Below are 26,506 nucleotides of genomic sequence, written 5' to 3'. Positions count from 1 at the left end.
GTTATGCTGCAGGTTTCCAGGCTGATATAATAAGATGGTAATAATGTGCCAACAGCGTTTTAGAGGCTAAATAATATTGGTTTGCTTCCAGTGCAAACTATGTTTTATTACTAGTTTGCACCCGAAAATGATTATGCCAAATAATGAATGTATTGAACTTCGATAAAAAAGTTTTAACCGGGGAGGTGAAGTGCCATGAATGATACGATTAAAAATAAACTGATGCTGCTTCCTGCCCAGCCGGGCTGTTATTTAATGAAAGACAGGCAGGGAACCATTATATATGTGGGAAAAGCAAAAATCCTGAAAAACCGTGTAAGATCCTATTTTACAGGGTCACATGACGGAAAAACATTAAGACTTGTTAATGAGATCGCAGATTTTGAGTACATTGTCACTTCTTCAGATATGGAAGCATTGATCCTTGAGATGAATCTGATCAAGAAATATGATCCAAAATATAATGTAATGCTGAAGGACGATAAAAGTTATCCTTTTATCAAATTGACGGCCGAACGCCATCCCCGTCTGATTACAACCAGAAAAGTAAAGAAAGACAGAGGAAAATACTTCGGACCTTATCCCAATGTGCAGGCTGCCAATGAAACCAAAAAGCTGCTCGACCGAATTTATCCTCTCCGTAAATGTTCAACTCTTCCGGACAGAGTTTGCCTTTATTACCATTTAGGCCAATGTCTTGCGCCATGTGTGAAGGCTGTAAGCGAAGACCAATATAAGCAAATGACAGATGAGATTGCAAAGTTCTTAAATGGCGGATACAAAGAGATTAAAAAAGACCTGACTGCAAAAATGACAGCAGCTGCTGAAGAATTAGACTTTGAAAGGGCGAAGGAACTTAGAGATAAAATTGCCCATATAGATGCAACGATGGAAAAGCAAAAAATGACAATGACAGACTTTACCGACCGGGATGTATTTGGATACGCGGTTGATAAAGGATGGATGTGTGTTCAGGTATTCTTCATCAGACAGGGGAAACTCATTGAACGGGATGTATCAATGTTCCCTATATATAATGAGCCGGAAGAAGAAATCCTAACTTTTCTCGGCCAGTTTTATACCAAAGCAAACCACTTTAAACCGCGTGAAATATTGGCACCGGATTCGGTTGATGCTGTAATGGCAGAACAGCTTCTGGATGTTAAAGTGCTAAAACCGCAGCGCGGGCAAAAAAAGGACCTGGTGAAGCTTGCTTATAAAAATGCAAAAATTGCTCTCCAGGAAAAGTTTTCTTTAATTGAGCGTGATGAAGAACGGACAATTAAAGCTGTAGAAAATCTGGGGGATCAGCTTGGAATTTATACTCCTCACCGGATAGAGGCATTTGATAATTCGAATATCCAGGGAACTGACCCTGTTTCAGCCATGATCGTCTTTATTGATGGCAAACCAGAGAAAAGAGAGTACCGTAAATACAAAATTAAATCCGTTAAAGGCCCTGATGACTATGAATCCATGAGAGAAGTAGTCCGGCGCAGATATACAAGGGTGCTGAAAGAAGAGCTGCCGCTTCCGGACTTAATTATGATTGATGGGGGAAAAGGGCATGTTGAAGCTGTACGGGATGTGCTTGAAAATGAGCTCGGTCTGGATATTCCGATTTCTGGCCTGGTAAAGGATGAAAAGCACAGGACTTCACAGCTGTTATATGGTAATCCGCTTCAAATTATTCCGCTTGCAAGGAACAGCCAGGAATTTTATCTGCTGCAGAGAATTCAGGACGAGGTTCATCGCTTTGCGATTACTTTTCATCGTCAGCTTCGCGGAAAAAGTGCCTTTCAGTCTATTCTTGATGAAATTTCCGGCATAGGCGAAAAGCGAAAGAAACAGCTGCTGAAAACCTTTGGATCTGTAAAGAAAATGAAAGAGGCACCAATCGAGGAGTTTAGAAAAATGGGCATTCCAGCGAATGTCGCTGAGGAATTAAAACAGAGGCTTGAGGAACAAAATGGAAATACTAAGTCATAAAATGGATATAGACAGAAAAATTCAGACATGTTATACTAATTGAAACTTTATATCAATATCACTTTATAGCGATAAAGCGTATGTTCATAATAGTTCATTAAGTTTCTGAGCTGTGAACAGAATCGTTAAGTGAAGGTAGAGGTGCGAACTTCATCAGTAAAAGCTTGGAGAAGAATGGGCTTCCATGAAAAGCTTTGAAAGGGTATGTTCGCCGAAGTGGAGAAAATCTCATCATTTTTTCTGCTGGTTCTGCATTGAACAAATGCAGGATTGTCAGGACAGTGCCGTCCTGGAGAGCTATCTCACTGTGTTTGCTCATTTTTATACTTTGGCTGCACAGCAATGGGATAGTAAACTATTCCATTGCTTTTTTTATTGCCCAAAAGGGTAATTTAGAGTTATAGCCATTGTTAAATACAGCAGAGTGAACTGTCATGCTTCACTTACATAGGACGGCAAATCATATTTAAAAGATCTTTAGAAAGAAGGGAAAGCTGTGGGAATCATTGTGCAGAAATTCGGAGGCACCTCCGTGGGGACTGTAGACAGAATTCAAAATGTCGCCAATCGGGTAATTGAAGAAAAGAGTCGGGGAAATGATGTTGTTGTGGTTGTTTCGGCAATGGGGAAAACGACTGATCAGCTGGTTGGCATGGCAAGGGAGATTTCCCCTTCACCTGATAAAAGGGAAATGGACATGCTGCTAACAACCGGCGAACAGGTGACCATCTCTTTATTGGCGATGGCTTTAAATGCGAAAGGGCATCCCTCTGTTTCTTTTACAGGGTGGCAGGCTGGTATTAAGACAGAAGCAGTCCATGGCAATGCGAGGATAGTGAATATTGATCCAGCTACCATTAAGGGTCAATTAAACCAAGGGAAAATTGTGATTGTGGCAGGCTTCCAGGGGATGACTGAAGATGGTTCCATCACTACACTTGGCCGGGGTGGTTCTGATACAACGGCTGTTGCACTGGCTGCAGCACTTAAAGCAGATAAATGTGATATTTATACTGATGTAACAGGGGTATTTACATCTGATCCCCGCTTTATAAAGAATGCGAGAAAATTATATTCTGTTTCCTACGATGAAATGCTTGAACTTGCCAACTTGGGGGCTGGTGTGCTCCATCCAAGAGCAGTCGAATTTGCTAAAAATTATGGACTTCCCCTTGAAGTGCGTTCGAGCCTTGAGCAGGAAGCCGGAACAATCATTGAGGAGGAAGTAAAAATGGAACAAAACTTAGTCGTGCGCGGTGTGGCTTTCGAGGATGATATAACAAGGGTGACGATTCTTGGTCTTCCTAATTCACTGACTGGATTGTCTACTATTTTCTCGGCGCTTGCCAAAAATCACATTAATGTTGATATCATTATACAGAGCATGACAGAAGCTCAGACGACAAACCTTTCATTTTCAATAAAGAATGAAGATCTCACAGATACAGTAAAAGTGCTTGAAAAGCATAGAGAACAATTAAATTATGACCGAATTGAATGGGAATCCGGCCTTGCCAAGGTTTCGATTGTTGGCTCAGGCATGATTTCCAATCCGGGTGTGGCTGCAGAAATGTTTGAAGTGCTTTCCGCAAATGAAATTACGGTGAAAATGGTAAGCACGTCAGAAATTAAAGTCTCGGCTGTTGTTGAAAACAGCAAAATGATTGATGCCGTGGATGCTTTGCATGATGCATTCAAGCTGTCAGTTTCTCCGGTTAAGGCTTAATTCCAGGAATATCAAACAATAAGCTATCAAAATTGATAGCTTATTGTTAGTACATATGATATTACTCAGCAGGATCTTTTTTATCCCACTTCACTGTAATAAGGATTTTGCCAGTTTTTTTACGGGGATGTTCGAATGCCTCACAAATGACTTCTTTTTGAAGTTCAATCTGCTGTGCTATAAAACCGGCCTCAAGCTGAAAGGCGCAGTTTTTGTTCTTTTTGCAGCGGTCTGCAATCAGCTGGCTTGATAATTCCATTTCAATTTCATGTTTCGATTCGTTTGCGATGGAAAGGTTTCCCCAGCCGGCGTTTGTAAAAAACTCGGCAATCTGGCCGGCTGTCTCAAGAGGATACATGCGTGCGATCCTTTTGCCGGCCCAATATAAAATTTCGGGTGCTTCATTTCCCAAAAGGTCATGCAGCAGCACTTCCCGGATTAGTTCATAGCCAAATACCGGAACTGTCTGTATGTGATCTTCATTAGTGGATTTCGCAGATGCTAATTCGCTCAATAGTCTCCCCTCTTTCTATGATTCTATTATATACAATATGCTGAGGGAGTTAATATCAATTCAGGAAAAAATAGAACGATTTGCATAGAAATAATTACTATTTCAGTATACTGGAGACCAGTAACTAGGTCATATTGAACCGCAGAATAAAATATGATTTTTAGCCGTTAATATTTTTTAAAAATTTTATTTATATGGAACATTTTATGTATCCGTTTTCTTGACGCTCTATTATCTTGGGAGTAAAATGGACATGTCACATAATTGTAAGAAAATGAATAACATTTTCGAGATGATGTCCTGAGCGGGGGCTCAGCATCATTTTTTTAAAATCAGGGGGGGAAAGTTTATGGCAGGTAATCGTGAGTTTTTTAATCGCAGATTGCATTCATTACTTGGTGTTATACCGGTTGGTTTGTTTTTGGTGCAGCACCTTGTAGTGAACCATTTTGCAACAGGGGGAGAGGAATCTTTTAATAATGCGGCGCATTTCATGGAAAGTCTTCCATTCAGAATATTCCTTGAAACGTTTGTAATCTATCTACCTTTGCTGTTCCACGCAATCTATGGCCTTTATATTGCTTTTACTGCGAAAAATAACGCAAGCAGGTATGGATACTTCCGTAACTGGATGTTTATGCTGCAGCGTGTTTCAGGTGTCATTACACTGGTTTTTGTTGCATGGCATGTTTGGGAAACACGTGTACAGGCTGCCTTTGGAGCAGAAGTTAACTTTCAGATGATGGAGAACATCTTATCTAATCCATTTATGTTCTGGTTCTATATTATTGGAGTCATTTCTGCAATTTTCCACTTTGCTAATGGGCTTTGGTCATTCTTTGTCAGCTGGGGAATTACAGTATCTCCTCGTTCACAGGTCATTTCCACGTATGTAACGATCGGAATTTTCATTGCACTATCTATTGTTGGTGTACGTGCTCTTACAGCATTTATTTAAAAGACAATAAAAGACTATTAGACTTCGGTTTTATAACGTGCCAATAATATTGCAGTTTTGAGAAGCGGTCTGCTTTAAGCGCGATAGGCAGGCGCTCTGCGCTTTTCTTAGTTGTACTAGTAATTAGGGAGTGAGTCACTATGGGTAAAGGAAAGGTTATAGTTGTCGGCGGCGGATTAGCCGGTTTAATGGCGACAATTAAAGTTGCAGAATCCGGGACTCCGGTTGAATTATTTTCATTAGTGCCGGTTAAACGTTCTCACTCTGTTTGTGCCCAGGGCGGCATCAACGGAGCAGTAAATACAAAGGGGGAAGGCGATTCTCCTTGGATTCATTTTGACGATACTATTTATGGCGGAGACTTCCTGGCGAACCAGCCGCCTGTTAAAGCGATGGCAGAGGCAGCACCAGGAATTATTCACTTATTTGACCGTATGGGTGTTATGTTCAATCGTACACCTGAGGGACTGCTGGATTTCCGCCGCTTTGGCGGAACACAGCATCACCGTACAGCATTCGCTGGTGCTACAACAGGTCAGCAGCTTCTTTACGCGATGGACGAGCAGGTCCGCCGCCATGAAGTGGCAGGGTTAGTAACAAAGTACGAAGGCTGGGAATTCCTAGGGGTGGTAATCGACGATGATGGATCATGTAAAGGCGTCGTTGCTCAGAACCTGACTTCTATGGAGATCAAGTCTTTTGCTGCTGACGCCGTTATTATGGCATCCGGCGGACCGGGAATTATCTTCGGGAAATCGACTAACTCTGTTATTAACACAGGCTCAGCGGCCTCGATTGTTTATCAGCAGGGTGCTTATTATGCAAATGGAGAATTTATTCAAATTCACCCAACCGCTATTCCGGGAGACGATAAGCTTCGTCTAATGAGTGAATCTGCTCGCGGTGAAGGCGGACGAGTCTGGACATATAAAGATGGCAAACCATGGTATTTCCTTGAGGAGAAATATCCTGCTTATGGAAATCTGGTGCCTCGTGATATTGCAACCCGTGAAATTTTTGACGTGTGTGTTAACCAGAAGCTTGGCATTAATGGGGAAAACATGGTCTATCTTGATCTTTCCCATAAAGATCCTAAAGAGCTTGATATTAAGCTTGGCGGAATTATTGAAATCTATGAAAAATTCCAGGGTGAAGACCCTCGTAAAGTGCCAATGAAAATCTTCCCTGCTGTCCACTATTCAATGGGCGGACTATGGGTTGACTATGATCAGATGACAAATATCCCTGGCTTATTTGCTGCAGGTGAATGTGATTATTCACAGCACGGTGCCAACCGTCTGGGTGCAAACTCCCTTCTATCAGCCATCTACGGTGGTATGGTAGCAGGTCCTAATGCTGTCAAATATATCAGCGGCCTGGATAAGACTGCTGAAGATCTGCCATCATCATTATTTGAGCGCCATGTAAAACAGGAAGAAGAAAAATGGAATAATATCATGTCTCTTGATGGCACAGAGAATGCATACGTTCTTCATAAAGAGCTTGGTGAATGGATGACAGACAATGTAACGGTTGTCCGCCACAATGACAGGCTTCTAAAAACAGATGAAAAAATTGTTGAACTTATGGAGCGCTATAAAAACATCAATATTAACGACACTGCGAAGTGGAGCAATCAGGGTGCAAGCTTTACGCGCCAGCTGCAGAATATGCTTCAATTGGCACGTGTTATTACAATTGGTGCTTACAACCGTAACGAAAGCCGCGGTGCACACTATAAGCCGGATTTCCCTGAGCGTAACGATGAGGAATTCATGAAAACAACAATGGCGAAGTTTGTTGATGCAAATTCCGCTCCTGCATTCCATTACGAAGACATTGATGTCAGCTTAATAAAACCGCGTAAGCGTGACTATTCCAAAAAGAAAGGGGAGAATTAATCCATGCAAGAAACAAAAACTAAAACAGTCCGTTTTGTAATCAGCCGCCAGGATACTCCTGATTCAGCCCCTTTTCAGGAAGAGTTTGAAATAGATTACCGTCCCAATATGAATGTTATTTCTGCTCTTATGGAAATTCGCCGTAATCCGGTCAACGTGAAGGGTGAACATACCACTCCAATCGCATGGGATATGAACTGCCTGGAAGAAGTCTGCGGTGCATGTTCAATGATTATTAATGGAAAGCCACGTCAGTCCTGTACGGCGCTTGTCGATCAGCTGGAACAGCCAATCCGTCTTGAGCCTATGCGCACGTTCCCGGTAGTCCGTGACCTGCAGGTCGACAGAAGCCGTATGTTTGACTCCTTGAAAAAGGTTAAAGCGTGGATTCCGATCGATGGCACTTATGATTTGGGACCAGGACCGCGTATGCCTGAGAGAAAGCGCCAATGGGCATATGAACTGTCAAAGTGCATGACATGCGGTGTTTGTCTGGAAGCATGCCCGAATGTAAACAGCAAATCTGATTTTATCGGGCCAGCTCCATTATCACAGGTTCGTTTGTTCAATGCTCACCCAACTGGTGAAATGAATAAAGCAGAACGCCTGGAGCAAATCATGGGTGATGGGGGACTAGCCAACTGCGGAAACTCTCAAAACTGCGTACAGTCCTGCCCGAAAGGCATTCCTTTAACAACATCCATTGCGGCACTTAACCGCGATACAACATTCCAGTCTTTCAAAAACTTCTTTGGAAGCGACCAGATCTAAACTTCTTAAACCCCCTTTCCTTTTTGGAGAGGGGTTTTTGCATTCAAAGCTGAATGGTTTTGGTGTTCAAATAATTCAAAAAACACTATAATGAAATATAACAGAGTGAGCGCTCATTCATAAATAGCCGGGAGGAACTGCCATGAAAAAATTGAGCTATATTGACAATTTTAAAAAATGGGAAGAAGAATTCATTTTCTTTCATCCAGTAAAAGTCAGATTTTCTGAAACAGATATGTTTGGACATTTGAACAATACCGTTCCATTCACATATTATGAAGAAGCAAGGATAGAATTTTTCAAAAGCAAAGGCTTTATGCAGGACTGGGTAAAACAAGATAATGAAACCATACCAGTCGTAGCAGACCTCCAATGCGATTTTATCTGCCAGGTTTTCTTTGATGAAGAGTTACAAATTTATGTAAAAGCTGCTTCGATAGGTAATTCTTCTGTTGACCTTCATTATATGGGCAAGAAATCAGACGGTTCAGTTTGCTTCACCGGCAGGGGCACGATGGTGCAGATATCAAAGGTGACAGGCAAGGGTGTGCCTTGGACCGCAGAAATGAAAGAAATGCTGAAAAGCGGGGTTAAAGTACGGGCCTAGCGGCACAATGGCACATTTTTGAAAATAACTTTCTCCTTTCACTAAATATAGTCACTTCGGCTGTTTTGCTGACATATGATATGGTGACTAAATATATACCCATCCCGCGGTTCATAGCTGGCGAAAGGCAAGGAGGGTTACAATACTTGAAGGAGAATGAATATACTCACAAGCCGTTACTCACCAAACGAGAAAGAGAAGTATTCGAATTGTTAGTACAAGATAAAACAACAAGGGAAATCGCTGGTGAATTGTTTATAAGTGAAAAAACGGTTCGGAACCACATTTCCAATGCCATGCAAAAGCTTGGTGTAAAGGGGCGATCACAAGCTGTTGTAGAGCTCCTTCGAATGGGAGAGCTAGAACTTTAATTTAGACCGGCTATCCTTCTGGGAAGCCGGTTATCACATTTATAAAGGGATTTTTTCATTAATTGGTTTTATTTCTGTCTTGAAATTTATACGGAAAAAGGTGAAAATAAATGCACAAGGGCAGAAAACATCGTAAAAGCTTAAATGGGAGTGTTTAAGAATGAAGCTTGAAGATCCTAAAACAAATGAAATAAATGATGTTGTAGCTGAAATTGAGAAAGACTTAAGATACATATCCGGCATTATCAAGCAGAAGGGAAGGGAAATTCTAAGTGATTTCACCATTACCCCTCCCCAGTTTGTTGCATTGCAATGGCTTTTTGAAGAAGGCGATATGACCATCGGTGAGCTGTCAAACAAAATGTATCTTGCATGCAGCACGACAACAGATCTTGTTGATCGAATGGAGAAAAACACCCTTGTGAAAAGGGTTAAAGATCCAAATGACCGAAGAGTGGTCAGAATCCACCTGCTTGAAGAAGGAGAACGGATTATTGAAGAAGTTATAAAAAAACGCCAGGATTATTTAAAAGAAGTTCTTAAAAATTCTTCACATAATGAGGTCTTGTTCTTAAAAGATAACTTAACGAAATTACACCATGATATGCGAGGAGAATGAGGCGGTACTTGTGAAACAACCTATAGGAATTATTGACTCCGGAGTTGGAGGCTTAACAGTCGCAAAAGAAATTATGCGGCAGCTGCCAAATGAAGATATTGTTTACCTTGGAGATACAGCCCGATGCCCATATGGCCCCCGGCCTGGTGACGAGGTAAAATCTTTTACCTGGCAAATGACGAAATACTTGCTTGGCAGAAATATTAAAATGCTTATCATTGCCTGTAATACTGCCACTGCCGTAGCCCTGGAAGAAATTCGCAGAGAGCTAACGATACCGGTTATCGGTGTCATTTTCCCTGGGGCCAGAACAGCTATAAAAGTAACGAAAAATCATAAGATTGGTGTCATTGGCACAGAAGGCACAGTCAAAAGCAAGGCATATGAAAATGCGCTGATTCAGTTAAACAGGAGATCTGATGTTCATAGTCTGGCATGCCCTAAGTTCGTTCCTCTTGTAGAGAGCGGAGAGTATGAAGGCTCTGTTGCCAAAAAAATCGTGGCTGAGACTCTTCAGTCTATTAAAGGAAAAGGAATGGATACACTCATTCTCGGATGTACCCATTATCCTTTATTAGAACCAATTATTAAAAATGTAATGGGAAAAGGCGTAAATGTCATCAGTTCCGGTGAAGAAACAGCAAGGGAAGCAAGTACCATTCTGCATCACTATGGAATGCTTAAAGCTGTTGCAGAGAACCCTGAATATAAATTCTGCACAACGGGCTCACCGGCCATTTTTTCTAAAATTGCTTCAAAGTGGCTGGGATTTCCTGTAAATACTGCAGAAAAAATATCGCTTTAACACATGCAGACACCTTCTGAACTTTTTCAGAAGGTGTTTTTAAAGCTAATCATAACATCTTGAACGCGGATAACTGTCTAGCTCCACAAGGAATGCTTCGACAGCTTTATCATCGCACGACTAAAAGCGCTAGCTTTTATGAGGAGCGCCTATCCCCTCGAGGTGAGGCCCCCAGGATGGGGGTTATGCAGACGTTGCCACAGGACGTGGCGTTCTTAATCTGCGTTCCTTTGTGGGCAAGGCGCTTCCGCTTTTCTTTTAGGATTACATTTTAAAAAAGCTTTGGTATCATGAGAATGAAAGACAAAATATATTAGTTGAGTTGGTGATCAATTTGCTCGCACAAGCCGAAAACTATCTGAAAAAATATTTTGGATATACCTCTTTCCGTCCTGGTCAACAGGAGATTATTCAAAATATCCTTTCTCAAACCAATACTCTTGGCATTCTCCCAACTGGAGGCGGAAAGTCAATCTGCTTCCAAATACCCGCTCTTGTACTCCCCGGAACGGCCATTGTGATTTCTCCCTTAATTTCCCTGATGAAAGATCAAGTAGATGCTCTTAGTCTTGCCGGCATCCCGGCTGCTTTTATCAACAGCACGCTGTCTTCTGCTGAGTATCAGCATGTTGTAGCGGGAATACGCAAAGGTGAATATAAGCTCGTGTATGTGGCGCCGGAACGATTTGGTTCCATGGTCTTTTTGGATTTATTAAACGATATTTCAATTAGTGCTATCGTCTTTGATGAGGCGCACTGCATCTCCCAATGGGGGCATGACTTTAGACCAAGTTATCGTTCGGTTGTCGCTGAGCTTAACAGCCTGAACCAGAAACCTGTAATCGCTGCTTTGACAGCAACAGCAACACGGGATGTTGCAAATGATATTCGCAGGCTTTTAAACATAGGAGAGGAACATACGTTTATTACCGGTTTTGCAAGGGAGAATTTATCTTTCCACGTTTTGAAAGGTGTTAACAAAAGGGACTTTATATTGCAGACCATTAAGAAACATAAAAACGAAGCGGGAATAATATACACTTCAAGCCGCAAGGAAACGGACCAGCTGTACCAATTTTTAAAAGGCAAGAATTTGTCTGCTGCCAAATATCATGCAGGCCTAAAGGAAGAAGAACGAAAAGAAGCACAGGATACCTTTGTATACGATGAATCAGACATTATGATTGCAACGAATGCTTTTGGAATGGGGATAGATAAATCCAATGTCAGATATGTCATCCACTATAATCTTCCGCGGAACATTGAAGCCTATTATCAGGAAGCGGGAAGGGCCGGCAGAGATGGCGTTGATAGCACCTGCTACCTGCTGTTTGCCCCTCAGGATATCCAGCTGCAGAAGTTTTTGATAGAGGAGAGCAGTCTGAATCAACAAAAAATGGAGCAGGAATACAGCAAGCTTAAGGATATGGTTAATTACTGCCATACAGAAAAATGCCTTCAGTCCTATATCATTGAATATTTTGATGAGAATGCCGATCCTATTCAATGCGTCAAATGCAGCAGCTGTCTGGATGAACGGACAAGCATGGATATTACACAGGAAGCTTTAATGATATTCTCATGCATCAAGCGGATGGGAGAAAGATTTGGAATTACTTTGACAGCCCAGGTTTTGAAAGGATCGAATAATAAGAGAATCCGCGAAATGAATTTTCATAAACTTTCAACATTCGGATTGCTGAAAAACCGCAAAGAAAAAGAGATTGGTGATATGATAAATTATCTGCTCGCTGAGGACTATCTGGCTTTAACAGATGGAAAATATCCGACTGTAAAGCTGTCGGCCAGTGCAGTTCCCGTGTTGAAGGGGCAGAAAAGATTATTTATGAAAATAAGCGAGCCGGTGCGTATTCAGGAAACAGAGGAAAACAATGAGCTCTTCGAGATGCTGAGAAAACTTAGGAAAAAGATTGCAGATGAAGAAAATGTCCCTCCTTTCGTAGTATTTGCTGATGCAGCATTAAAAGAAATGAGCCGCTATTTTCCCGTCAGCAAGGACATGATGTTAAATATTAAAGGCGTAGGGCAAATGAAGTTTGAAAAGTATGGAGAAGACTTTATCCAGGCTATCAGAGAATTTGCCGAAGAACATAATATTTCGCCTAAGCCGGCTGCAGAAGCGCCATCAAAATCAGAGGAACCCATAGATGATCGTCCAAGCTACCAGATTTCCTTTGACTATTACAAGGATGGAGATTCAATAAGAGAAATAGCCAAAAAGCGAAATTTCTCACCGATAACAATTCAAGAGCATATATTTCGCTCTATCAGAGAAGGCAATGTAATTGACTGGTCAGATATTTTCAATGAAACTGAAGAAAAGCTCGTTTTACAGGCTGCTGAAAAGGCTGGTAGAGACAAACTTAAACCAATCAAAGAAGAACTTCCGGAGGAGATAGATTATTTTAAAATCAAAGCTGTCCTGATAAAAGATGAACTGCTGAAACAAATATGACAGAGAAGCTCCTTATGGGGGCTTCTTTTTTTATGAAAGATAAGAGAATTTTGAACGTCGATAAGCAGCCTACCCCCTCGAGGTGTCGGGGGTGGGCAAGGCGCTTGCGCTTTTCCTTCGGTTTGTCCAAATTTGTCAAAAATCTATTAACACTTTTATCCTAAAAGACGGTCTAAATTTCAGATAGGCTCGTATACATGTAGTACAAACTGTCTCAGGGGGGATTATGTATGTCTTTAAATAAAAAAACGTCTTTAGTGTCAGCTGTGCTGGTATCATCTGTTCTATTATCAGGCTGCGGATTGTTTGGAAGCCAGGGGAAGGAAAAGGTCGATCCGCCAAAAGCAGTATCTTATACCGATGAAGGCGAGAGTGTTGCAGAAGAAACAGCTGGAAAAGAAACAGCCGAAAATGAAGAGGGTGTTACGGCAAATCTTAAAACAGAGCTTTACTTGATTGATAAGAATGGGTATGTCGTTCCCCAGACAATAGATCTTCCAAAAACTAATTCAGTTGCTACACAGGCGTTAGAGTACCTGGTAGAAAACGGTCCTGTTACAGAGCTTCTTCCAAATGATTTCCGAGCAGTCCTTCCGGCTGATACAAAAGTTTCTGTAAATATTAAAGATAAAGTTGCAACCGTCGATTTTTCAAAAGAATTTCAGGAATATGCTAAGGAAGATGAAAAGAAAATTCTCCAATCAGTTACCTGGACACTTACACAATTTGATTCCATTGATAAAGTTAAGCTGACATTAAACGGACATGAATTAAAAGAGATGCCTGTGAATGGCACTCCGGTCAGTTCTGCGTTAAGCAGAGCCAATGGAATAAACATGGATACAACGGAAGTAGTAGATATCACGAATACGAAGCCGGTGACCGTTTATTATCTGGGCGGGGATGAAGAAAACTATTATTACGTGCCTGTTACAAAGCGTGTAAGCAATGATATGGACAATAAAGTTGAAGCGGTTGTATCCGAACTGATAAAAGGGCCGAACTATGCATCCAATCTGGTGACAGACTTCCTTCCGGATGTAGAACTGCTTGAAGATCCAAAAGTTGAAGAAGGAAAAGTCACATTAAACTTCAATGAGAATGTTTTCAGCAGCTTCGAAGAGAAAATGATTTCCAAGCACTTGCTGACTGCACTTGTCCTTTCACTGACAGAACAAAAGGGCATCGAAAGCGTTGCTGTCACTGTTGATGGCAAAGCAGAGATTGTCAATGAGGATGGCCAAAAACTGTCTGAGCCTGTAACCCGTCCTGAAAATGTGAATACAGGAAGTTTTTAATAGGGCAGATTTTGTTATACTATATAGTAACAGGAAAAAGAGGTTGGCATTTAATGCCGCCTCTTCTTTGTTGGTGAAATGAAGTTATGCCAATGTACCTGGACAAAAACATACTTAGGGCGATGCTCTGGTTAAATAATTTTTTTGCATATGGAAAAGAAGGGGGAATCAGCTTATGCGTGCAGATGGACGTGAACCGAAGCAGCTTAGGCCTATACATATTGAAACAGATTACTTAAAGCATCCTGAGGGCTCTGTCCTTATAACTGTGGGAGACACGAAGGTGATTTGCACAGCAAGTATCGATGAAAGGGTCCCTCCTTTTATGAGGGGACAGGGGAAAGGCTGGATAACAGCTGAATATTCCATGCTTCCAAGAGCAACGGAACAGAGAAATATCAGGGAATCAGCAAAAGGGAAAATCTCAGGGAGAACAATGGAAATCCAGCGTCTGATCGGCCGTGCTCTCCGTGCAGTGGTGGATCTTGATGCACTTGGCGAAAGAACGGTTTGGCTTGATTGCGATGTAATCCAGGCGGATGGAGGGACTCGGACAGCATCCATTACAGGAGCCTTTGTCGCTATGTCACAGGCGATGGATAAATTATACAGCAGCAAGAAGCTTACTCACTATCCAATAAATGATTTCCTTGCTGCCACAAGCGTGGGAATTCTTAAAAACAAGCAGGCTGCAGTGGATTTGAATTATCTTGAAGACTCTTCAGCGGAAGTAGATATGAATGTCGTTATGACTGGAAGCGGTGAGTTTGTGGAACTTCAGGGAACGGGAGAAGAAGCGACTTTTTCTTATACCCAGCTGCAGGAAATGCTGGGTGCTGCGCAGGAAGGGATAACAGAGCTGTTTGAGTTTCAAAAGGCTGCGCTTGGAGAAAAAATCTCAGGAAGCATTCAAAGCAAAAGAGAAAAGCTGGAGGGGAGGTCATAGCATGCAGGAAGTCATTATCGCTACTAAAAATGCAGGCAAAGCCAGAGAGTTTGAACGGATGTTCAAGCCTCTTGGGTATGAAGTTAAAACGCTGCTGGATTATCCTGATTTTCAGGATGTAGAAGAAACAGGAAGCACGTTTGAAGAGAATGCCATTCTGAAAGCGGAAGCCGTTTCAGAAGCTTTTGGAAGAATGGTAATTGCCGATGATTCAGGATTGATCATTGATGCGCTTGGAGGAAAGCCAGGCATCTATTCCGCCCGCTATGCAGGAGAAGAAAAAAACGACCAGAAAAACATGGAAAAGGTTCTCGATGAGCTCAAAAACATTCCGGATCATAAGCGGCAGGCTCGGTTCTATTGCGCTCTTGCAGTCGCTGCACCCGGAAAAACTACTATAACAGCTGCAGGAACTTGTGAAGGCCATATCTTAAGAGAAAAAAGAGGGACTTATGGATTTGGCTATGATCCTATTTTCTTTGCAGAAGAAAAAGACAAAGCAATGGCTGAATTAATGCCGGAGGAAAAAAGCCTGATCAGCCATAGGGCAAATGCTCTCAAAAAGCTGGAGGAGCTGCTTCCTTCTTTCGTAGCCGGAGCTGAGAACTCATGAGGGTTCTGATTGTCAGTGATAGCCATGGGTTAACCTCTGAACTCAGCAAAATCCGCGAAATGCATCCGGATATGGATCTGATGATTCATTGCGGAGATTCTGAGCTTCAGGCAGATCATGAAGCATTGGAAGGCTACGCTGCTGTAAGAGGAAATTGCGACTTTGAGGCAGCATTCCCGGAGGATAGAATAGAAGAAGCAGGGGGACTCCGCCTTTTCGTCACACACGGACACAGATATTCCGTTAAGTCTACCTTAATGAATCTGTCATACAAGGCACGTGAAATGGAAGCAGATATTGTATGTTTTGGCCATTCACATGGTCTGGGAGCTGAAATGTCTAATGGGATATTATTTATTAACCCTGGGAGCATCCGGCTGCCAAGAGGAAGAAATGAAAAGACATATGTCATACTGGAAGCCAGGGGGAAAAATGTTACATTGGATGTGTATGACCTGTCTAATGGGAAAATTCCTGATTTGACACAAAATTTTTTACTGGTAAAAAGCGAGTAATTTGAATATAATAACTGAGGGAAGCCAGTCTTCCCTCATTAATAAAAAATATCTTACCAAAGTGTTGACTTCTTAACATTTGTCTAATATAATAAATCTTGTCGTTAAGTTAATTAATCTCAACCAAGTAAAAAATTTTCAATACGTCCCAGTAGCTCAGCTGGATAGAGCAACGGCCTTCTAAGCCGTCGGTCGGGAGTTCGAATCTCTCCTGGGACGCCATTTACACATCTGGCAGCACTACATATCTTACCGAATCCTTACTCACCTTTTTGGTGAGTTTTTTTGTTTTTAATTTAGTTGCAATGGCAGGAGTCTGCCAGTGCAGCCCTCGACTTAAATCGTCTTTACAAACCTCTTAATATTTGAACCACATATCAGCTGTCATCTCCCGTAATTAAAAAATTCTCTAAAATTTTTTTGTCCCAGGGAATGTGAATATATCAACAATGTAAGCGGATACAGAAAAACAGATTAATCGAAATTATCAAATAATTCACAGAAAGGGTGTTGACGGCTGATAAAAATGGGCGTAAGATAGTCCTCAATATAAGAAATTCACACCTTTAAGTTAAATAGAATTATAACCTTCATCTAAGTGAAATCTCTCTCTCAATATGAATTTTTTTAACTTAATAATTCAGTGGTTTAAAGCGTTAATGTTTTAATGGGTTTTACTCCGAATAGGAAAAGCGTAGAAGAGGATAAGTAGTTTTATGACAGGCATTCACAGAGAGCCGGACCTGCTGAAAACCGGTAATGCCCTCTTAAAATGAACTCACCTCTGAGCGCAGTCCTGAAAGATGATCGATGATCGACTAGGGGCTGCCGGGTGTTCTTCACCCGTTATCAAAACGGACAGCATATAGCTGTTCATGAGTGCACGCACTATAAGCGTGAATCAGGGTGGTACCGTGGAACAGGTTATCAAAGCCTTTTCATCCCTTATACCTACAATCGATAGGTGTCTTTAGGGGTGGAAGGGCTTTTTATATTGGAGTTATAAATTACATGAGGAGGTTATCAACAAATGCTGCAGGAAGCTGCCTTAACAGAAACAAAAACGGAGACACATCCTGTCACCGGTGCAGATCTGTTATTAAGAGCCTTGGAGAAAGAAAATGTTGAAGTGATTTTTGGTTATCCTGGAGGAGCTGTTCTTCCACTCTACGACAAACTGTATCATTCAGAGATTCTTCATGTGCTGCCGCGTCATGAACAGGGAGGAATTCATGCTGCTGAAGGGTATGCCCGGATAACTGGAAAACCGGGTGTTGTAATTGCCACTTCAGGACCAGGAGCCACTAATATTGTTACCGGGCTTGCAGACGCAATGATGGATTCACTTCCGCTGATTGTTTTTACAGGTCAGGTGGCAACGGGAGTCATTGGATCAGACGCCTTTCAGGAGGCAGATATCCTGGGGATAACCACTCCAATTACAAAATACAATTATCAGGTCCGCAGCATTGAAGATATCCCGAGAATTGTTAAAGAAGCTTTTTATATAGCTTCAACCGGCAGGCCAGGACCGGTGCTGATCGATATCCCTAAAGATATCGCTGCGGGAATTTCAGATCAGCCCGAGGAAGAAAAGGAAGTGAATCTGCCGGGATATCAGCCGACATTGAAACCAAATTACCTGCAAATAAGGAAATTAACTGAAGCGGTCAGCAGATCGAAAAAGCCTGTCATCCTGGCTGGTGCTGGCGTGCTTCATGGAAGAGCATCCAAAGAATTAAAAGAGTACGCAGAGCAGCAGCAAATTCCTGTTATTCACACACTCTTGGGCCTCGGCGGGTTCCCGGCAGATCATCCATTATTCATCGGAATGGCAGGGATGCATGGCTGTTATGCAGCCAACATGGGACTTACAGAATGTGACTTGCTGATAAATATTGGAGCCCGATTTGATGACAGATTAACAGGAAACTTACAGCATTTTGCACCACATGCAACAGTCGCCCATATTGATATTGATCCTGCTGAAATCGGCAAGAACGTTCCGACGTCCATTCCGATTGTGGCAGATGCAAAAGAAGCTCTTGAGCAGCTGATTCTGCAGGATGGAAAACCGCCGGCCCATAAAGAATGGATGGAAACCATCCTGAGGTGGCAGGAGGAATATCCATATTTCTATGATAAAGAATCTGGACGGCTGAAACCCCAGAAAGTCATGGAAATGCTTCATTCAAAAACAGAAGGGAATGCCATCGTCGTAACAGACGTAGGGCAGCATCAAATGTGGGCAGCCCAATACTACCGCTTTAATAAGGCAGACAGATGGGTGACTTCAGGGGGGCTAGGAACAATGGGATTTGGATTCCCTGCAAGTATCGGAGCTCAGCTGGCTGACCCGGAAGCATGCGTACTCGCTATTTGCGGAGATGGAGGATTCCAAATGTCAACGCAGGAGCTTGCCGTTATACAGGAAATGAACCTGCCGGTAAAAATTATCATTTTTAATAATATGGCCCTTGGCATGGTTCGGCAATGGCAGGAGATTTTTTATGAGTCCCGCTTCTCTCACAGCAAAATCCCAGTACAACCATCTTTCGTAAAATTGGCAGAAGCCTATGGAATAAAAGGATATGTCATTCAATCTGAAGAAGAAGCTGAAGAGTTATTGGATGAAGTGCTTCATAACCGTGAGCCAGTGCTTATCGATTTCCGGGTGGATCCGGATGAAAATGTGTATCCGATGATTGCACCTGGAAAAGGACTTCATGAAATGGCAGGTGTAAAACCATGAAAAGAGTTATATGCCTGACTGTTATGAATCGGCCGGGCGTTCTAAACAGAATCACGAATTTATTTTCCAAAAGAAACTTTAATATTGAAAGCATTTCAGTTGGCCTGTCTGAACATGAAGGGATGTCGCGCATCACTTGTGTGGTCCATGTTGAGGACTCCAGTGCCAGTGAACAAATTACAAAACAGCTAAACAAGCAAATCGATGTGATAAAAGTGACTGATATCACTGATCAATCGATAGTGGCAAGAGAGCTCGCCCTCATTAAAGTTCAGGCGGTCCCTTATACCAGAAATGAAATTTACTCATTAATTGAACCTTTCAGAGCTTCTGTAATAGATGTCAGCAAGGATAGCATGACCGTTCAGATTACAGGTGAATCTGATAAGGTAGAAGCTTTCATTGAACTCATTAAACCATATGGAATTAAAGAGCTTGCCAGGACGGGAACAACGGCATTCCCTAGAGGAACACAGCGTACTTCCCAGCAGTCCAAATCATATTCAATTGTTTAATAAATCTATTACTAAAATATAAAATTTTAATCGGAGAGGGAGATAAAACATGGCAAAAATGTACTATAACGGAGATGCAAATGCAGCTTATTTAAACGGAAAGAAAGTAGCGGTTATCGGATACGGATCTCAGGGACATGCGCATGCGTTAAACATGAGGGACAGCGGAGTTGAAGTTGTAATCGGCCTTAGAAAAGGGAAGTCTTGGGAAAAAGCAGAAGAAGACGGCTTCCAGGTATACTCAGTGGGTGAGGCAGCAGCACAGGCAGATGTAGTGATGATTCTATTGCCGGATGAACTCCAGCCAAAAGTATACAAGGAAGAAATTGAACCGAATCTATCAAACCAGGCATTAATGTTTGCCCATGGATTTAATATCCATTTTAATCAGATCGTGCCTCCAAAAGAGTGTGATGTATTGCTTGTAGCACCAAAAGGGCCAGGGCATTTGGTCAGAAGAACATATGAACAGGATGCAGGTGTCCCAGCTCTGTTTGCAGTCCATCAGGATGTAACAGGAGAAGCAAAGGAGCTTGCCCTTTCTTACGCTAAAGCCATTGGGTCACTTCGCGCAGGTGCATTGGAAACAACTTTTAAAGAAGAAACGGAGACAGATCTGTTTGGTGAACAGGCAGTGCTTTGCGGAGGGCTTACTTCATTGGTTAAAGCAGGATTTGAAACTCTTACAGAAGCAGGCTATCAGCCGGAACTTGCATACTTTGAATGTCTGCATGAGCTTAAACTCATCGTTGACCTTATGTATGAAGGAGGTCTGGAAGGAATGCGCTATTCCATCTCGGATACTGCACAATGGGGTGACTTTGTCAGCGGCCCGCGCGTGGTAGATGCAAGGGTGAAAGAAGAAATGAAGGCAGTTTTGAAAGATATCCAGGAAGGTAATTTTGCTAAAGGCTGGATTTTGGAGAACCAGGCAAATAGACCGGTATTTAATGCAGTGAATCAGAGAGAGAATGAGCATCCAATTGAACAGGTAGGAAGAGAGCTTCGCAAAATGATGCCGTTTGTCAATAGCAGCAAGAAGAAAGAAGTGGTCGTAAGTGCAAACAATTAAAATATTTGACACAACGTTACGAGATGGCGAACAATCAGCAGGTGTCAACCTTAACTTTTCCGAAAAGTTAGAAATAGCCAGGCAGCTGGAGCGCCTGAATGTAGATATTATTGAAGCCGGTTTTCCTGCAGCGTCCAAAGGTGATTTTGCTTCTGTACAGAAAATTGCCCAGACGATTAAAAATTGCTCGGTCACAGGACTGGCAAGAGCAGTTATCTCTGACATAGATGCTGCATGGGGAGCATTAAAGGACGGGGCTGAGCCAAGAATACATACATTCCTGGCAACCTCTCCAATCCACAGGCAATATAAGCTAAAGAAAACGAAAGAAGAAGTGGTTGAAACAGCAGTAGAAACAGTTAAGTATGCTGCTTCAAAGTTTCCGATCGTCCAATGGTCTGCAGAGGATGCTACCAGAACAGAATTGCCTTTTCTTGCTGAAATAATTGAAAGGGTCATCCAGGCAGGGGCGAGGATCATCAATATACCGGATACTGTTGGATATACAACACCTCAGGAATATGGAGAGATATTTCAATATCTAAGAAATCATGTTCCTTCTATTGATAAAGTGTCTCTATCGGCTCATTGCCATGATGACTTGGGAATGGCCATAGCTAATTCCCTTTCAGCTATAGAGAATGGAGCAACACAGGTTGAGGGCACCATCAACGGGATTGGTGAAAGAGCTGGAAATGCGGCTTTGGAGGAGCTGGCGGTAGCCCTTTATATCCGGAATGATCATTATCAGGCTTCGACGCGTCTGAACCTTCAGGAAATCAGCAGAACGAGCAGCCTGATCAGCAAGCTGACAGGCATGGTGGTACCTGCAAATAAAGCAATTGTTGGAAGAAATGCTTTTGCACATGAGTCAGGAATACACCAGGATGGGGTACTGAAGGAAAAAACAACTTATGAAATTATTTCCCCTGATCTAGTCGGATTCCAATCCAATTCCATGGTGCTTGGAAAACATTCTGGACGTCATGCCTTTAAAAACCGCTTGAGTGAACTGGGGCTTGAAGTAGCAGATGAAGAAGCAAACCGTCTATTCACAGTTTTCAAAGATTTGGCCGACCGCAAAAAAGAGATGACAGACGACGACCTTGCAGCCATCGTACTTGAAGAGAAGCTCTCCAAGGAGCAGCGGTTCTATGATTTAATCGGTATTCAAATTCAATATGGCACTAACTCTGTTCCGACTGCAACTGTTACTCTGTCAGGATCGAACAACGAAGTGATCCAGGAAGCGGGTACTGGAGCAGGAAGCATCGAAGCGCTCTATAACACATTGGAAAAATGCCTGAATGGAACAGCTAACCTTCTGGATTACCGCATTCAATCCGTAGGGGCCGGAAGAGACGCATTAGCACAGGTTTATGTAAAGCTGAACTACGAAGGAATGGAAACCAGCGGCCGCGGTTTGGCCCAGGATGTGCTTGAGGCTTCCTCAAAAGCTTACTTGAACGCTGTTAATAGAGTGATATATATGAAAGAGAAAGCACAGGCACAGGCGGTAGAGGCGAATTGATCGAGCTCCCGTTCTTCCCCTGCGGAAAGCAAGTAACCTGTGCTGAAATCAAAGTGCTTCATTCACTAAACGATAATAAATAAGCACAAACAAACAAACAGACGGAGGGATTAAAAATGAAAAAACGTATCGCAGTACTTCCAGGAGATGGAATCGGCAAAGAAGTGGTGAAGGGGGCAATTGAAGTCCTGCAGGCCGTTGGAGAACGGTTCGGACATCAATTCCAATTTTCATATGGCAAAATCGGCGGATCTGCTATTGATGAAGCAGGAACTCCTCTGCCTGATGAAACGCTGGAGCTTTGCAAAGATAGCGATGCGGTCATGCTGGGAGCGGTTGGAGGGCCTAAATGGGACCGGCAGCCTCCCCACCTTCGTCCTGAAAAGGGTCTTTTGAAGATCCGCAAGGAATTAAATCTCTATGCCAATCTGCGGCCAACCCAATATTATTCCAGCCTTTCTGATACTTCTCCATTAAAAAATGAAGTAATTGAAGGTGTGGATATGCTGATGGTCAGGGAATTAACCGGCGGCCTGTATTTCGGAAAGCCAAGCGAGAGGACCAAGCAAAACGGCAAAGATGCTGTGGTAGATACATTGTTTTATCAAAAAGAAGAAATGCGGCGTGTCATTAAACTGGCTTTTGAACTTGCCGGAAGCCGCCGTGGCAAGGTGACTTCTGTTGACAAGGCCAATGTCCTGGAATCAAGCCGAATGTGGAGAGAGGTAGCAGAGGACATCGCAAAGCAATATCCGGAAGTTGCATTGGAGCATATGCTGGTTGACAATGCAGCGATGCAAATGATTAAAAATCCGAAGCAGTTCGATGTTGTAGTAACGGAAAATATGTTTGGCGATATTTTGAGCGATGAAGCGTCTGTATTGACTGGCTCTTTAGGGATGCTTCCTTCTGCCAGCATTTCGGAAAACGGACCTTATTTATACGAACCAATCCATGGCTCAGCACCGGATATTCAAGGGAAGAATGCAGCCAATCCTATTGCCATGATTTTATCAGCAGCCATGATGCTTCGCTTATCTTTCGGAATGGAAGAGGAAGCTGAAGCGGTTGAGAATGCTGTTAATCAAGTGCTTGAAGCTGGCTATCGAACAAGAGATATTGTTTCATTTGGAAAAAAGGTAGTTACTACTTCTGAAATGATTGAAGAGGTGAAGGCTACCCTTTTGGATAACGAAGCTATTCTAAATATCATGGGGGCTTATGCATAAAAGCTGAAATGATGGCTGGACACAGTTACAGCTGGTTTTAAAAACTGAGACACGGCCTTCATCGGCCGTGTTTCTTTTAAAAAGGGAGTGGAGCAGAATGGGAAAATCAATAATAGATAAGATTTGGGAAAAGCATGTAGTCCACAGGGAAGGGGGAAAGCCGGATTTGATGTACATAGACCTCCACTTGGTGCATGAAGTTACATCCCCTCAGGCTTTTTCCGGTTTAAGAATGAAAAACAGGAAAGTGAGAAGGCCTGATAAAACGTTTGCTACAGTTGACCACAATATTCCTACTGATGACCGAAAAGTCATCAATGATCCTGTTGCATTAAATCAAATGACCACTTTGGAAAAAAACTGCCTGGAATTCGGCATCCCTCTTGCCGGGCTGGATAGTCCTGAACAGGGGATTGTACATGTGATCGGTCCGGAGCTGGGGCTTACTCAGCCAGGCATGACGATTGTTTGCGGCGACAGCCATACATCCACTCATGGAGCTTTTGGATCAATAGCATTTGGCATTGGAACAAGTGAAGTGGAGCATGTCATGGCTACCCAGACTTTATGGCAAAGCAAGCCTAAAACATTAAAGCTGGAGATTAATGGCGAGCTGAAAAAGGGTGTTACCGCTAAAGATGTCATACTTTATATTATTGCTCAAAACGGAATTGGCTTTGGCACGAGTCATATTATTGAATATTGCGGGGATGCCATTGCGAAAATGTCAATGGAAGAAAGAATGACAATTTGCAATATGTCCATTGAAGGAGGAGCAAGGGCGGGGCTTGTCAGTCCTGATGAAACGACGTTTGCGTATCTGCAAGGACGGAAGTATGCACCAGAAGGAGCAGAATTTGCGCAAGCGGTCGAGAATTGGAAAGAGCTTGTGTCCGATCCTGATGCGGATTACGATAAAACCATTCGAATTGATGCAGCAGATATTGCGCCAATGGTAAGCTGGGGAACGAATCCTTCAATGACTTCCAAAATAAATGAACCGCTTCCAAAACTTGAGGAATGCAAGAATGAGCTTGAACAAAAATCACTTTCCAGAGCGTTAGATTATATGGGGCTGCAGGAAGGGCAGAGAATTGAAGACATTCAGATTCAGCATGTTTTCATCGGGTCCTGTACAAATTCCCGGCTGGAAGATTTAAAACAGGCCGCGGAAATAATTAGAGGGAAGAAGGTTCATCCTCGAGTCCGTGCACTTGTTGTTCCTGGGTCACAGCAGGTCAAAAAGCAGGCGGAGGCTGAAGGACTGGATCTAATCTTTAAGCAGGCTGGTTTTGAATGGAGGGAATCAGGCTGCAGCATGTGTTTGAGCATGAATAATGATATTGTGCCAAGCGGCGAGCATTGTGCATCAACATCCAACCGAAATTTTGAAGGACGCCAGGGATCAGGGGCCAGAACACATCTTGTCAGTCCATTAATGGCGGCAGCTGCAGCTTTGTACGGACATTTTGTGGACGTAGGTGCTTTGCTTAGTGCAGAAACAGTTCAATAAGAAGGAGGAGAACAAAATGAGCGGATTTAAAACACTGCAAGGGAAAGCTGCTGCTTTAGATAGAGCAAATGTGGATACCGATCAGATTATCCCCAAGCAATTTCTTAAAAGAATTGAGAAAACGGGGTTTGGACAGTACCTATTCTATGACTGGAGATTTACAAAAGATGGTTTGCCAAACCCTGAGTTTGAGTTGAATAAGGAAGAAAACCAGGGTGCCCCTATCCTCATTGCAAATGAAAACTTCGGCTGCGGTTCTTCGAGGGAGCATGCACCATGGGCTTTAGGAGATTATGGCTTTAAAGTCATCATTGCCCCTTCATTTGCTGATATTTTTCATCAAAATTGCTTAAAAAATGGACTATTGCCAATCACTCTTCCGGCTGAAACTGTCGAATATCTGCTAAAGAGTGCTAAAATCCAGCCGTACGAATTGAAGGTTGATTTGCAGAATCAAGTAATTGAAGATGAACATAATTTTTCAGCGTCATTTTCTATTAATGATTACTGGAAAAAAATGCTGATTAATGGCTGGGATGAAATAGAGATTACCCTTCAATTAGAAAAAAACATTTCAAATTTTGAAGGAAAACAGTTAGCAGTACAGTAAGAATGTGTGAAAGATTCATGGCGGGAAACCATGAATCTTTTTGTTTTTCTGCTGATTCATGCTACACTAACTTCAAAAATATAAGTTGAGGCGGTACTAGCATGGGAAAGCGGGAACGGAAAAAACAAAACAATAAAATAATTCTATTCCCCGGCCTTGAGAAAAGACTGCTGGAAAAAGGGCTTGAGTCCTTTCAGCTGAAAAGGTATCAGGAATCGATCCAGTACTTTGAAGAAGCGAAGGAGATGGATCCTGATAATACCGATGTCCATATCGGGCTTGTTCTGGCATATTATGAAGCGGGAGCTTTGGAAAAAGCGAAAGAACTGGCTAATAAAATGCTCCAGACAGGCATAGGGGATTACATACAAGTAATGGATCTTTATTTAATGATCCTTGTGCAGCTGCATCAATACAGCGAGATTGCAGCAATGATTGAAGTTCTCCTTGAAGAGAGGGAGATTCCGAAGGAGAAGTTTGAGCATTTCAGCAGAATGCTTGAGTTCAGCAGAAAGATGGCTGCTTCACCCTCCGAAGCCGAAATTGAAGCACCCGAAATGGAGGAATTCAAAGGTAGAAAGCTCGATCTGTTCTCCTGCCAGGATCAGCATGAACAAATGCAGATTGCTGCACAGCTGGCAGAACATAATATCAGGCCATATATAGAAGATATTAAAGCATACCTTGAAGCAGATGACGGAAATCCTTTCTTTAAAACGATGCTGTTAAATGTGCTTACAGAGCATGAATATGATAAATATGTACCGATTCGGAAGTTTAATAAAAGTGTCCGGGTTATTCCTGCTGAACTCCCCCCTGTACATCGGCAGCCGATGCTGTTAAAAATAGTCAATAAACTGGAGATTCAGATTGAGCAGGAAGATCCGGTATTATATGAAAATACAAAGAGCCTTGCAGAAAGGCACTTTTTCCTGTTATATCCGCTTGAAGCCTCACCGGATAATGCTGCGTCCTGGGCGGCGGCATACCATATGCTTTCATATGAGTATCATGGCTTAACCAGTTCTATCAGCAAACTGGGAGATATTTATGAAGCTCCAGATGAGGAAATAGAGCAGGCTCTTGTCTTAATAAGAAAGATAGAAGAAATTTCTTATCCCAATATTTAGCCTTCAATGTTGAAAGACAGAGAGTGTATGTTATAATATAATGGT

The 26,506-nt window shown here is 42.4% G+C and carries 23 protein-coding genes, 1 tRNA gene, 1 riboswitch and 1 other annotated feature; of the genes, 23 read left to right on the top strand and 1 reads right to left on the bottom strand.

The window, feature by feature from the left end; genetic code table 11:
- Nucleotides 1-195: 195 nt before the first annotated feature.
- Nucleotides 196-1,989: an excinuclease ABC subunit UvrC gene (gene uvrC, locus ACXAD1_RS19250; protein ID WP_474910788.1), complete on the top strand. Its 1,794-nt coding sequence runs from the start codon at nucleotides 196-198 to the stop codon at nucleotides 1,987-1,989.
- A gap of 128 nt (nucleotides 1,990-2,117) precedes the next feature.
- A riboswitch (Lysine riboswitch) is annotated at nucleotides 2,118-2,297 on the top strand.
- Nucleotides 2,298-2,485: 188 nt separating this feature from the next.
- Nucleotides 2,486-3,715 carry an aspartate kinase gene (locus tag ACXAD1_RS19245; RefSeq protein ID WP_474910787.1) on the top strand — a complete coding sequence of 410 codons (1,230 nt, stop codon included), beginning with the start codon at nucleotides 2,486-2,488 and terminating at the stop codon, nucleotides 3,713-3,715.
- Nucleotides 3,716-3,776: 61 nt separating this feature from the next.
- Here ACXAD1_RS19245 and ACXAD1_RS19240 read toward each other — a convergent pair whose 3' ends face one another.
- Complete coding sequence (locus tag ACXAD1_RS19240) at nucleotides 3,777-4,229, bottom strand: YslB family protein (protein ID WP_370224288.1); 453 nt, start codon at nucleotides 4,227-4,229, stop codon at nucleotides 3,777-3,779.
- A 349-nt stretch (nucleotides 4,230-4,578) separates the two neighbouring features.
- Between ACXAD1_RS19240 and ACXAD1_RS19235 the strand changes: the two genes are divergently transcribed.
- The 21 genes from ACXAD1_RS19235 to ACXAD1_RS19135 all read left to right on the top strand — a co-directional run bounded on the left by ACXAD1_RS19235 (nucleotide 4,579) and on the right by ACXAD1_RS19135 (nucleotide 26,461).
- The gene (locus tag ACXAD1_RS19235; RefSeq protein ID WP_206839020.1) at nucleotides 4,579-5,187 is read left to right on the top strand and encodes a succinate dehydrogenase cytochrome b558 subunit; all 609 of its coding nucleotides are present in this window, start codon (nucleotides 4,579-4,581) and stop codon (nucleotides 5,185-5,187) included.
- 140 nt (nucleotides 5,188-5,327) lie between these two features.
- On the top strand, nucleotides 5,328-7,088 hold the full coding sequence (sdhA, locus tag ACXAD1_RS19230) for a succinate dehydrogenase flavoprotein subunit (RefSeq protein WP_206839018.1): 1,761 nt from the start codon (nucleotides 5,328-5,330) through the stop codon (nucleotides 7,086-7,088).
- A gap of 3 nt (nucleotides 7,089-7,091) precedes the next feature.
- Nucleotides 7,092-7,859 (top strand): succinate dehydrogenase iron-sulfur subunit, encoded by a 768-nt coding sequence (gene sdhB / locus ACXAD1_RS19225; RefSeq protein ID WP_206839017.1) that lies wholly within the window; start codon nucleotides 7,092-7,094, stop codon nucleotides 7,857-7,859.
- Nucleotides 7,860-8,001: 142 nt separating this feature from the next.
- A complete protein-coding gene (locus ACXAD1_RS19220; RefSeq protein ID WP_206839015.1) occupies nucleotides 8,002-8,466 on the top strand; it encodes an acyl-CoA thioesterase in 465 nt (154 codons plus the stop codon).
- A gap of 146 nt (nucleotides 8,467-8,612) precedes the next feature.
- Nucleotides 8,613-8,837 (top strand): helix-turn-helix domain-containing protein, encoded by a 225-nt coding sequence (locus ACXAD1_RS19215; RefSeq protein WP_009333184.1) that lies wholly within the window; start codon nucleotides 8,613-8,615, stop codon nucleotides 8,835-8,837.
- A 160-nt stretch (nucleotides 8,838-8,997) separates the two neighbouring features.
- Complete coding sequence (locus ACXAD1_RS19210) at nucleotides 8,998-9,456, top strand: MarR family winged helix-turn-helix transcriptional regulator (RefSeq protein ID WP_206839014.1); 459 nt, start codon at nucleotides 8,998-9,000, stop codon at nucleotides 9,454-9,456.
- Between the two features lie 10 nt (nucleotides 9,457-9,466).
- On the top strand, nucleotides 9,467-10,261 hold the full coding sequence (racE, locus tag ACXAD1_RS19205; RefSeq protein WP_312886157.1) for a glutamate racemase: 795 nt from the start codon (nucleotides 9,467-9,469) through the stop codon (nucleotides 10,259-10,261).
- 334 nt (nucleotides 10,262-10,595) lie between these two features.
- The gene (recQ, locus tag ACXAD1_RS19200) at nucleotides 10,596-12,737 is read left to right on the top strand and encodes a DNA helicase RecQ (protein ID WP_474910786.1); all 2,142 of its coding nucleotides are present in this window, start codon (nucleotides 10,596-10,598) and stop codon (nucleotides 12,735-12,737) included.
- Between the two features lie 230 nt (nucleotides 12,738-12,967).
- On the top strand, nucleotides 12,968-14,035 hold the full coding sequence (locus ACXAD1_RS19195) for a GerMN domain-containing protein (RefSeq protein WP_474910785.1): 1,068 nt from the start codon (nucleotides 12,968-12,970) through the stop codon (nucleotides 14,033-14,035).
- A gap of 175 nt (nucleotides 14,036-14,210) precedes the next feature.
- Nucleotides 14,211-14,981: a ribonuclease PH gene (gene rph, locus ACXAD1_RS19190; protein WP_474910784.1), complete on the top strand. Its 771-nt coding sequence runs from the start codon at nucleotides 14,211-14,213 to the stop codon at nucleotides 14,979-14,981.
- Between the two features lies 1 nt (nucleotide 14,982).
- The gene (locus tag ACXAD1_RS19185) at nucleotides 14,983-15,594 is read left to right on the top strand and encodes an XTP/dITP diphosphatase (protein WP_474910783.1); all 612 of its coding nucleotides are present in this window, start codon (nucleotides 14,983-14,985) and stop codon (nucleotides 15,592-15,594) included.
- Complete coding sequence (locus ACXAD1_RS19180; protein WP_474910782.1) at nucleotides 15,591-16,109, top strand: metallophosphoesterase; 519 nt, start codon at nucleotides 15,591-15,593, stop codon at nucleotides 16,107-16,109. Before ACXAD1_RS19185 ends, ACXAD1_RS19180 begins: the two co-directional genes overlap by 4 nt.
- A 145-nt stretch (nucleotides 16,110-16,254) precedes the next feature.
- Nucleotides 16,255-16,331 (top strand) — tRNA-Arg (locus ACXAD1_RS19175).
- Nucleotides 16,332-16,795: 464 nt separating this feature from the next.
- Nucleotides 16,796-17,058: a binding site (T-box leader), on the top strand.
- 81 nt (nucleotides 17,059-17,139) lie between these two features.
- Nucleotides 17,140-18,861: an acetolactate synthase large subunit gene (ilvB, locus tag ACXAD1_RS19170; RefSeq protein WP_206839007.1), complete on the top strand. Its 1,722-nt coding sequence runs from the start codon at nucleotides 17,140-17,142 to the stop codon at nucleotides 18,859-18,861.
- Nucleotides 18,858-19,376 (top strand): acetolactate synthase small subunit, encoded by a 519-nt coding sequence (gene ilvN / locus ACXAD1_RS19165; protein WP_009333175.1) that lies wholly within the window; start codon nucleotides 18,858-18,860, stop codon nucleotides 19,374-19,376. Before ilvB ends, ilvN begins: the two co-directional genes overlap by 4 nt.
- 49 nt (nucleotides 19,377-19,425) lie before the next feature.
- Entirely contained in the window at nucleotides 19,426-20,448 is a 1,023-nt protein-coding gene (gene ilvC, locus ACXAD1_RS19160) for a ketol-acid reductoisomerase (protein ID WP_206839005.1), read from the top strand.
- Nucleotides 20,435-21,979 (top strand): 2-isopropylmalate synthase, encoded by a 1,545-nt coding sequence (locus ACXAD1_RS19155; protein ID WP_370223367.1) that lies wholly within the window; start codon nucleotides 20,435-20,437, stop codon nucleotides 21,977-21,979. The genes ilvC and ACXAD1_RS19155 overlap by 14 nt, the downstream gene beginning before the upstream one ends.
- Before the next feature lie 116 nt (nucleotides 21,980-22,095).
- Nucleotides 22,096-23,208: a 3-isopropylmalate dehydrogenase gene (gene leuB, locus ACXAD1_RS19150; RefSeq protein WP_206839002.1), complete on the top strand. Its 1,113-nt coding sequence runs from the start codon at nucleotides 22,096-22,098 to the stop codon at nucleotides 23,206-23,208.
- 97 nt (nucleotides 23,209-23,305) lie between these two features.
- Nucleotides 23,306-24,721: a 3-isopropylmalate dehydratase large subunit gene (gene leuC / locus ACXAD1_RS19145; protein ID WP_474910781.1), complete on the top strand. Its 1,416-nt coding sequence runs from the start codon at nucleotides 23,306-23,308 to the stop codon at nucleotides 24,719-24,721.
- Nucleotides 24,722-24,737: 16 nt separating this feature from the next.
- Nucleotides 24,738-25,331 (top strand): 3-isopropylmalate dehydratase small subunit, encoded by a 594-nt coding sequence (gene leuD / locus ACXAD1_RS19140; protein ID WP_474910780.1) that lies wholly within the window; start codon nucleotides 24,738-24,740, stop codon nucleotides 25,329-25,331.
- 101 nt (nucleotides 25,332-25,432) lie between these two features.
- Nucleotides 25,433-26,461, top strand: a complete 1,029-nt coding sequence (locus ACXAD1_RS19135; protein ID WP_474910779.1) for a tetratricopeptide repeat protein — start codon at nucleotides 25,433-25,435, stop codon at nucleotides 26,459-26,461.
- Nucleotides 26,462-26,506: the final 45 nt, after the last annotated feature.

Source organism: Cytobacillus sp. ABV4_503 (assembly GCF_056158445.1).
This window is presented reverse-complemented; position numbering and strand designations above follow the sequence as displayed.

Coding starts and splice junctions, on each gene's coding strand:
- ACXAD1_RS19220 (WP_206839015.1), top strand. CDS start 8,002: ATGAAAAAATTGAGCTATATTGACAATTTTAAAAAATGGGAAGAAGAA.
- rph (WP_474910784.1), top strand. CDS start 14,211: ATGCGTGCAGATGGACGTGAACCGAAGCAGCTTAGGCCTATACATATT.
- ACXAD1_RS19185 (WP_474910783.1), top strand. CDS start 14,983: ATGCAGGAAGTCATTATCGCTACTAAAAATGCAGGCAAAGCCAGAGAG.
- leuD (WP_474910780.1), top strand. CDS start 24,738: ATGAGCGGATTTAAAACACTGCAAGGGAAAGCTGCTGCTTTAGATAGA.
- ACXAD1_RS19195 (WP_474910785.1), top strand. CDS start 12,968: ATGTCTTTAAATAAAAAAACGTCTTTAGTGTCAGCTGTGCTGGTATCA.
- ACXAD1_RS19180 (WP_474910782.1), top strand. CDS start 15,591: ATGAGGGTTCTGATTGTCAGTGATAGCCATGGGTTAACCTCTGAACTC.
- ACXAD1_RS19135 (WP_474910779.1), top strand. CDS start 25,433: ATGGGAAAGCGGGAACGGAAAAAACAAAACAATAAAATAATTCTATTC.
- ACXAD1_RS19235 (WP_206839020.1), top strand. CDS start 4,579: ATGGCAGGTAATCGTGAGTTTTTTAATCGCAGATTGCATTCATTACTT.
- ACXAD1_RS19210 (WP_206839014.1), top strand. CDS start 8,998: ATGAAGCTTGAAGATCCTAAAACAAATGAAATAAATGATGTTGTAGCT.
- ilvN (WP_009333175.1), top strand. CDS start 18,858: ATGAAAAGAGTTATATGCCTGACTGTTATGAATCGGCCGGGCGTTCTA.
- sdhA (WP_206839018.1), top strand. CDS start 5,328: ATGGGTAAAGGAAAGGTTATAGTTGTCGGCGGCGGATTAGCCGGTTTA.
- ilvB (WP_206839007.1), top strand. CDS start 17,140: ATGCTGCAGGAAGCTGCCTTAACAGAAACAAAAACGGAGACACATCCT.
- uvrC (WP_474910788.1), top strand. CDS start 196: ATGAATGATACGATTAAAAATAAACTGATGCTGCTTCCTGCCCAGCCG.
- leuC (WP_474910781.1), top strand. CDS start 23,306: ATGGGAAAATCAATAATAGATAAGATTTGGGAAAAGCATGTAGTCCAC.
- leuB (WP_206839002.1), top strand. CDS start 22,096: ATGAAAAAACGTATCGCAGTACTTCCAGGAGATGGAATCGGCAAAGAA.
- ilvC (WP_206839005.1), top strand. CDS start 19,426: ATGGCAAAAATGTACTATAACGGAGATGCAAATGCAGCTTATTTAAAC.
- sdhB (WP_206839017.1), top strand. CDS start 7,092: ATGCAAGAAACAAAAACTAAAACAGTCCGTTTTGTAATCAGCCGCCAG.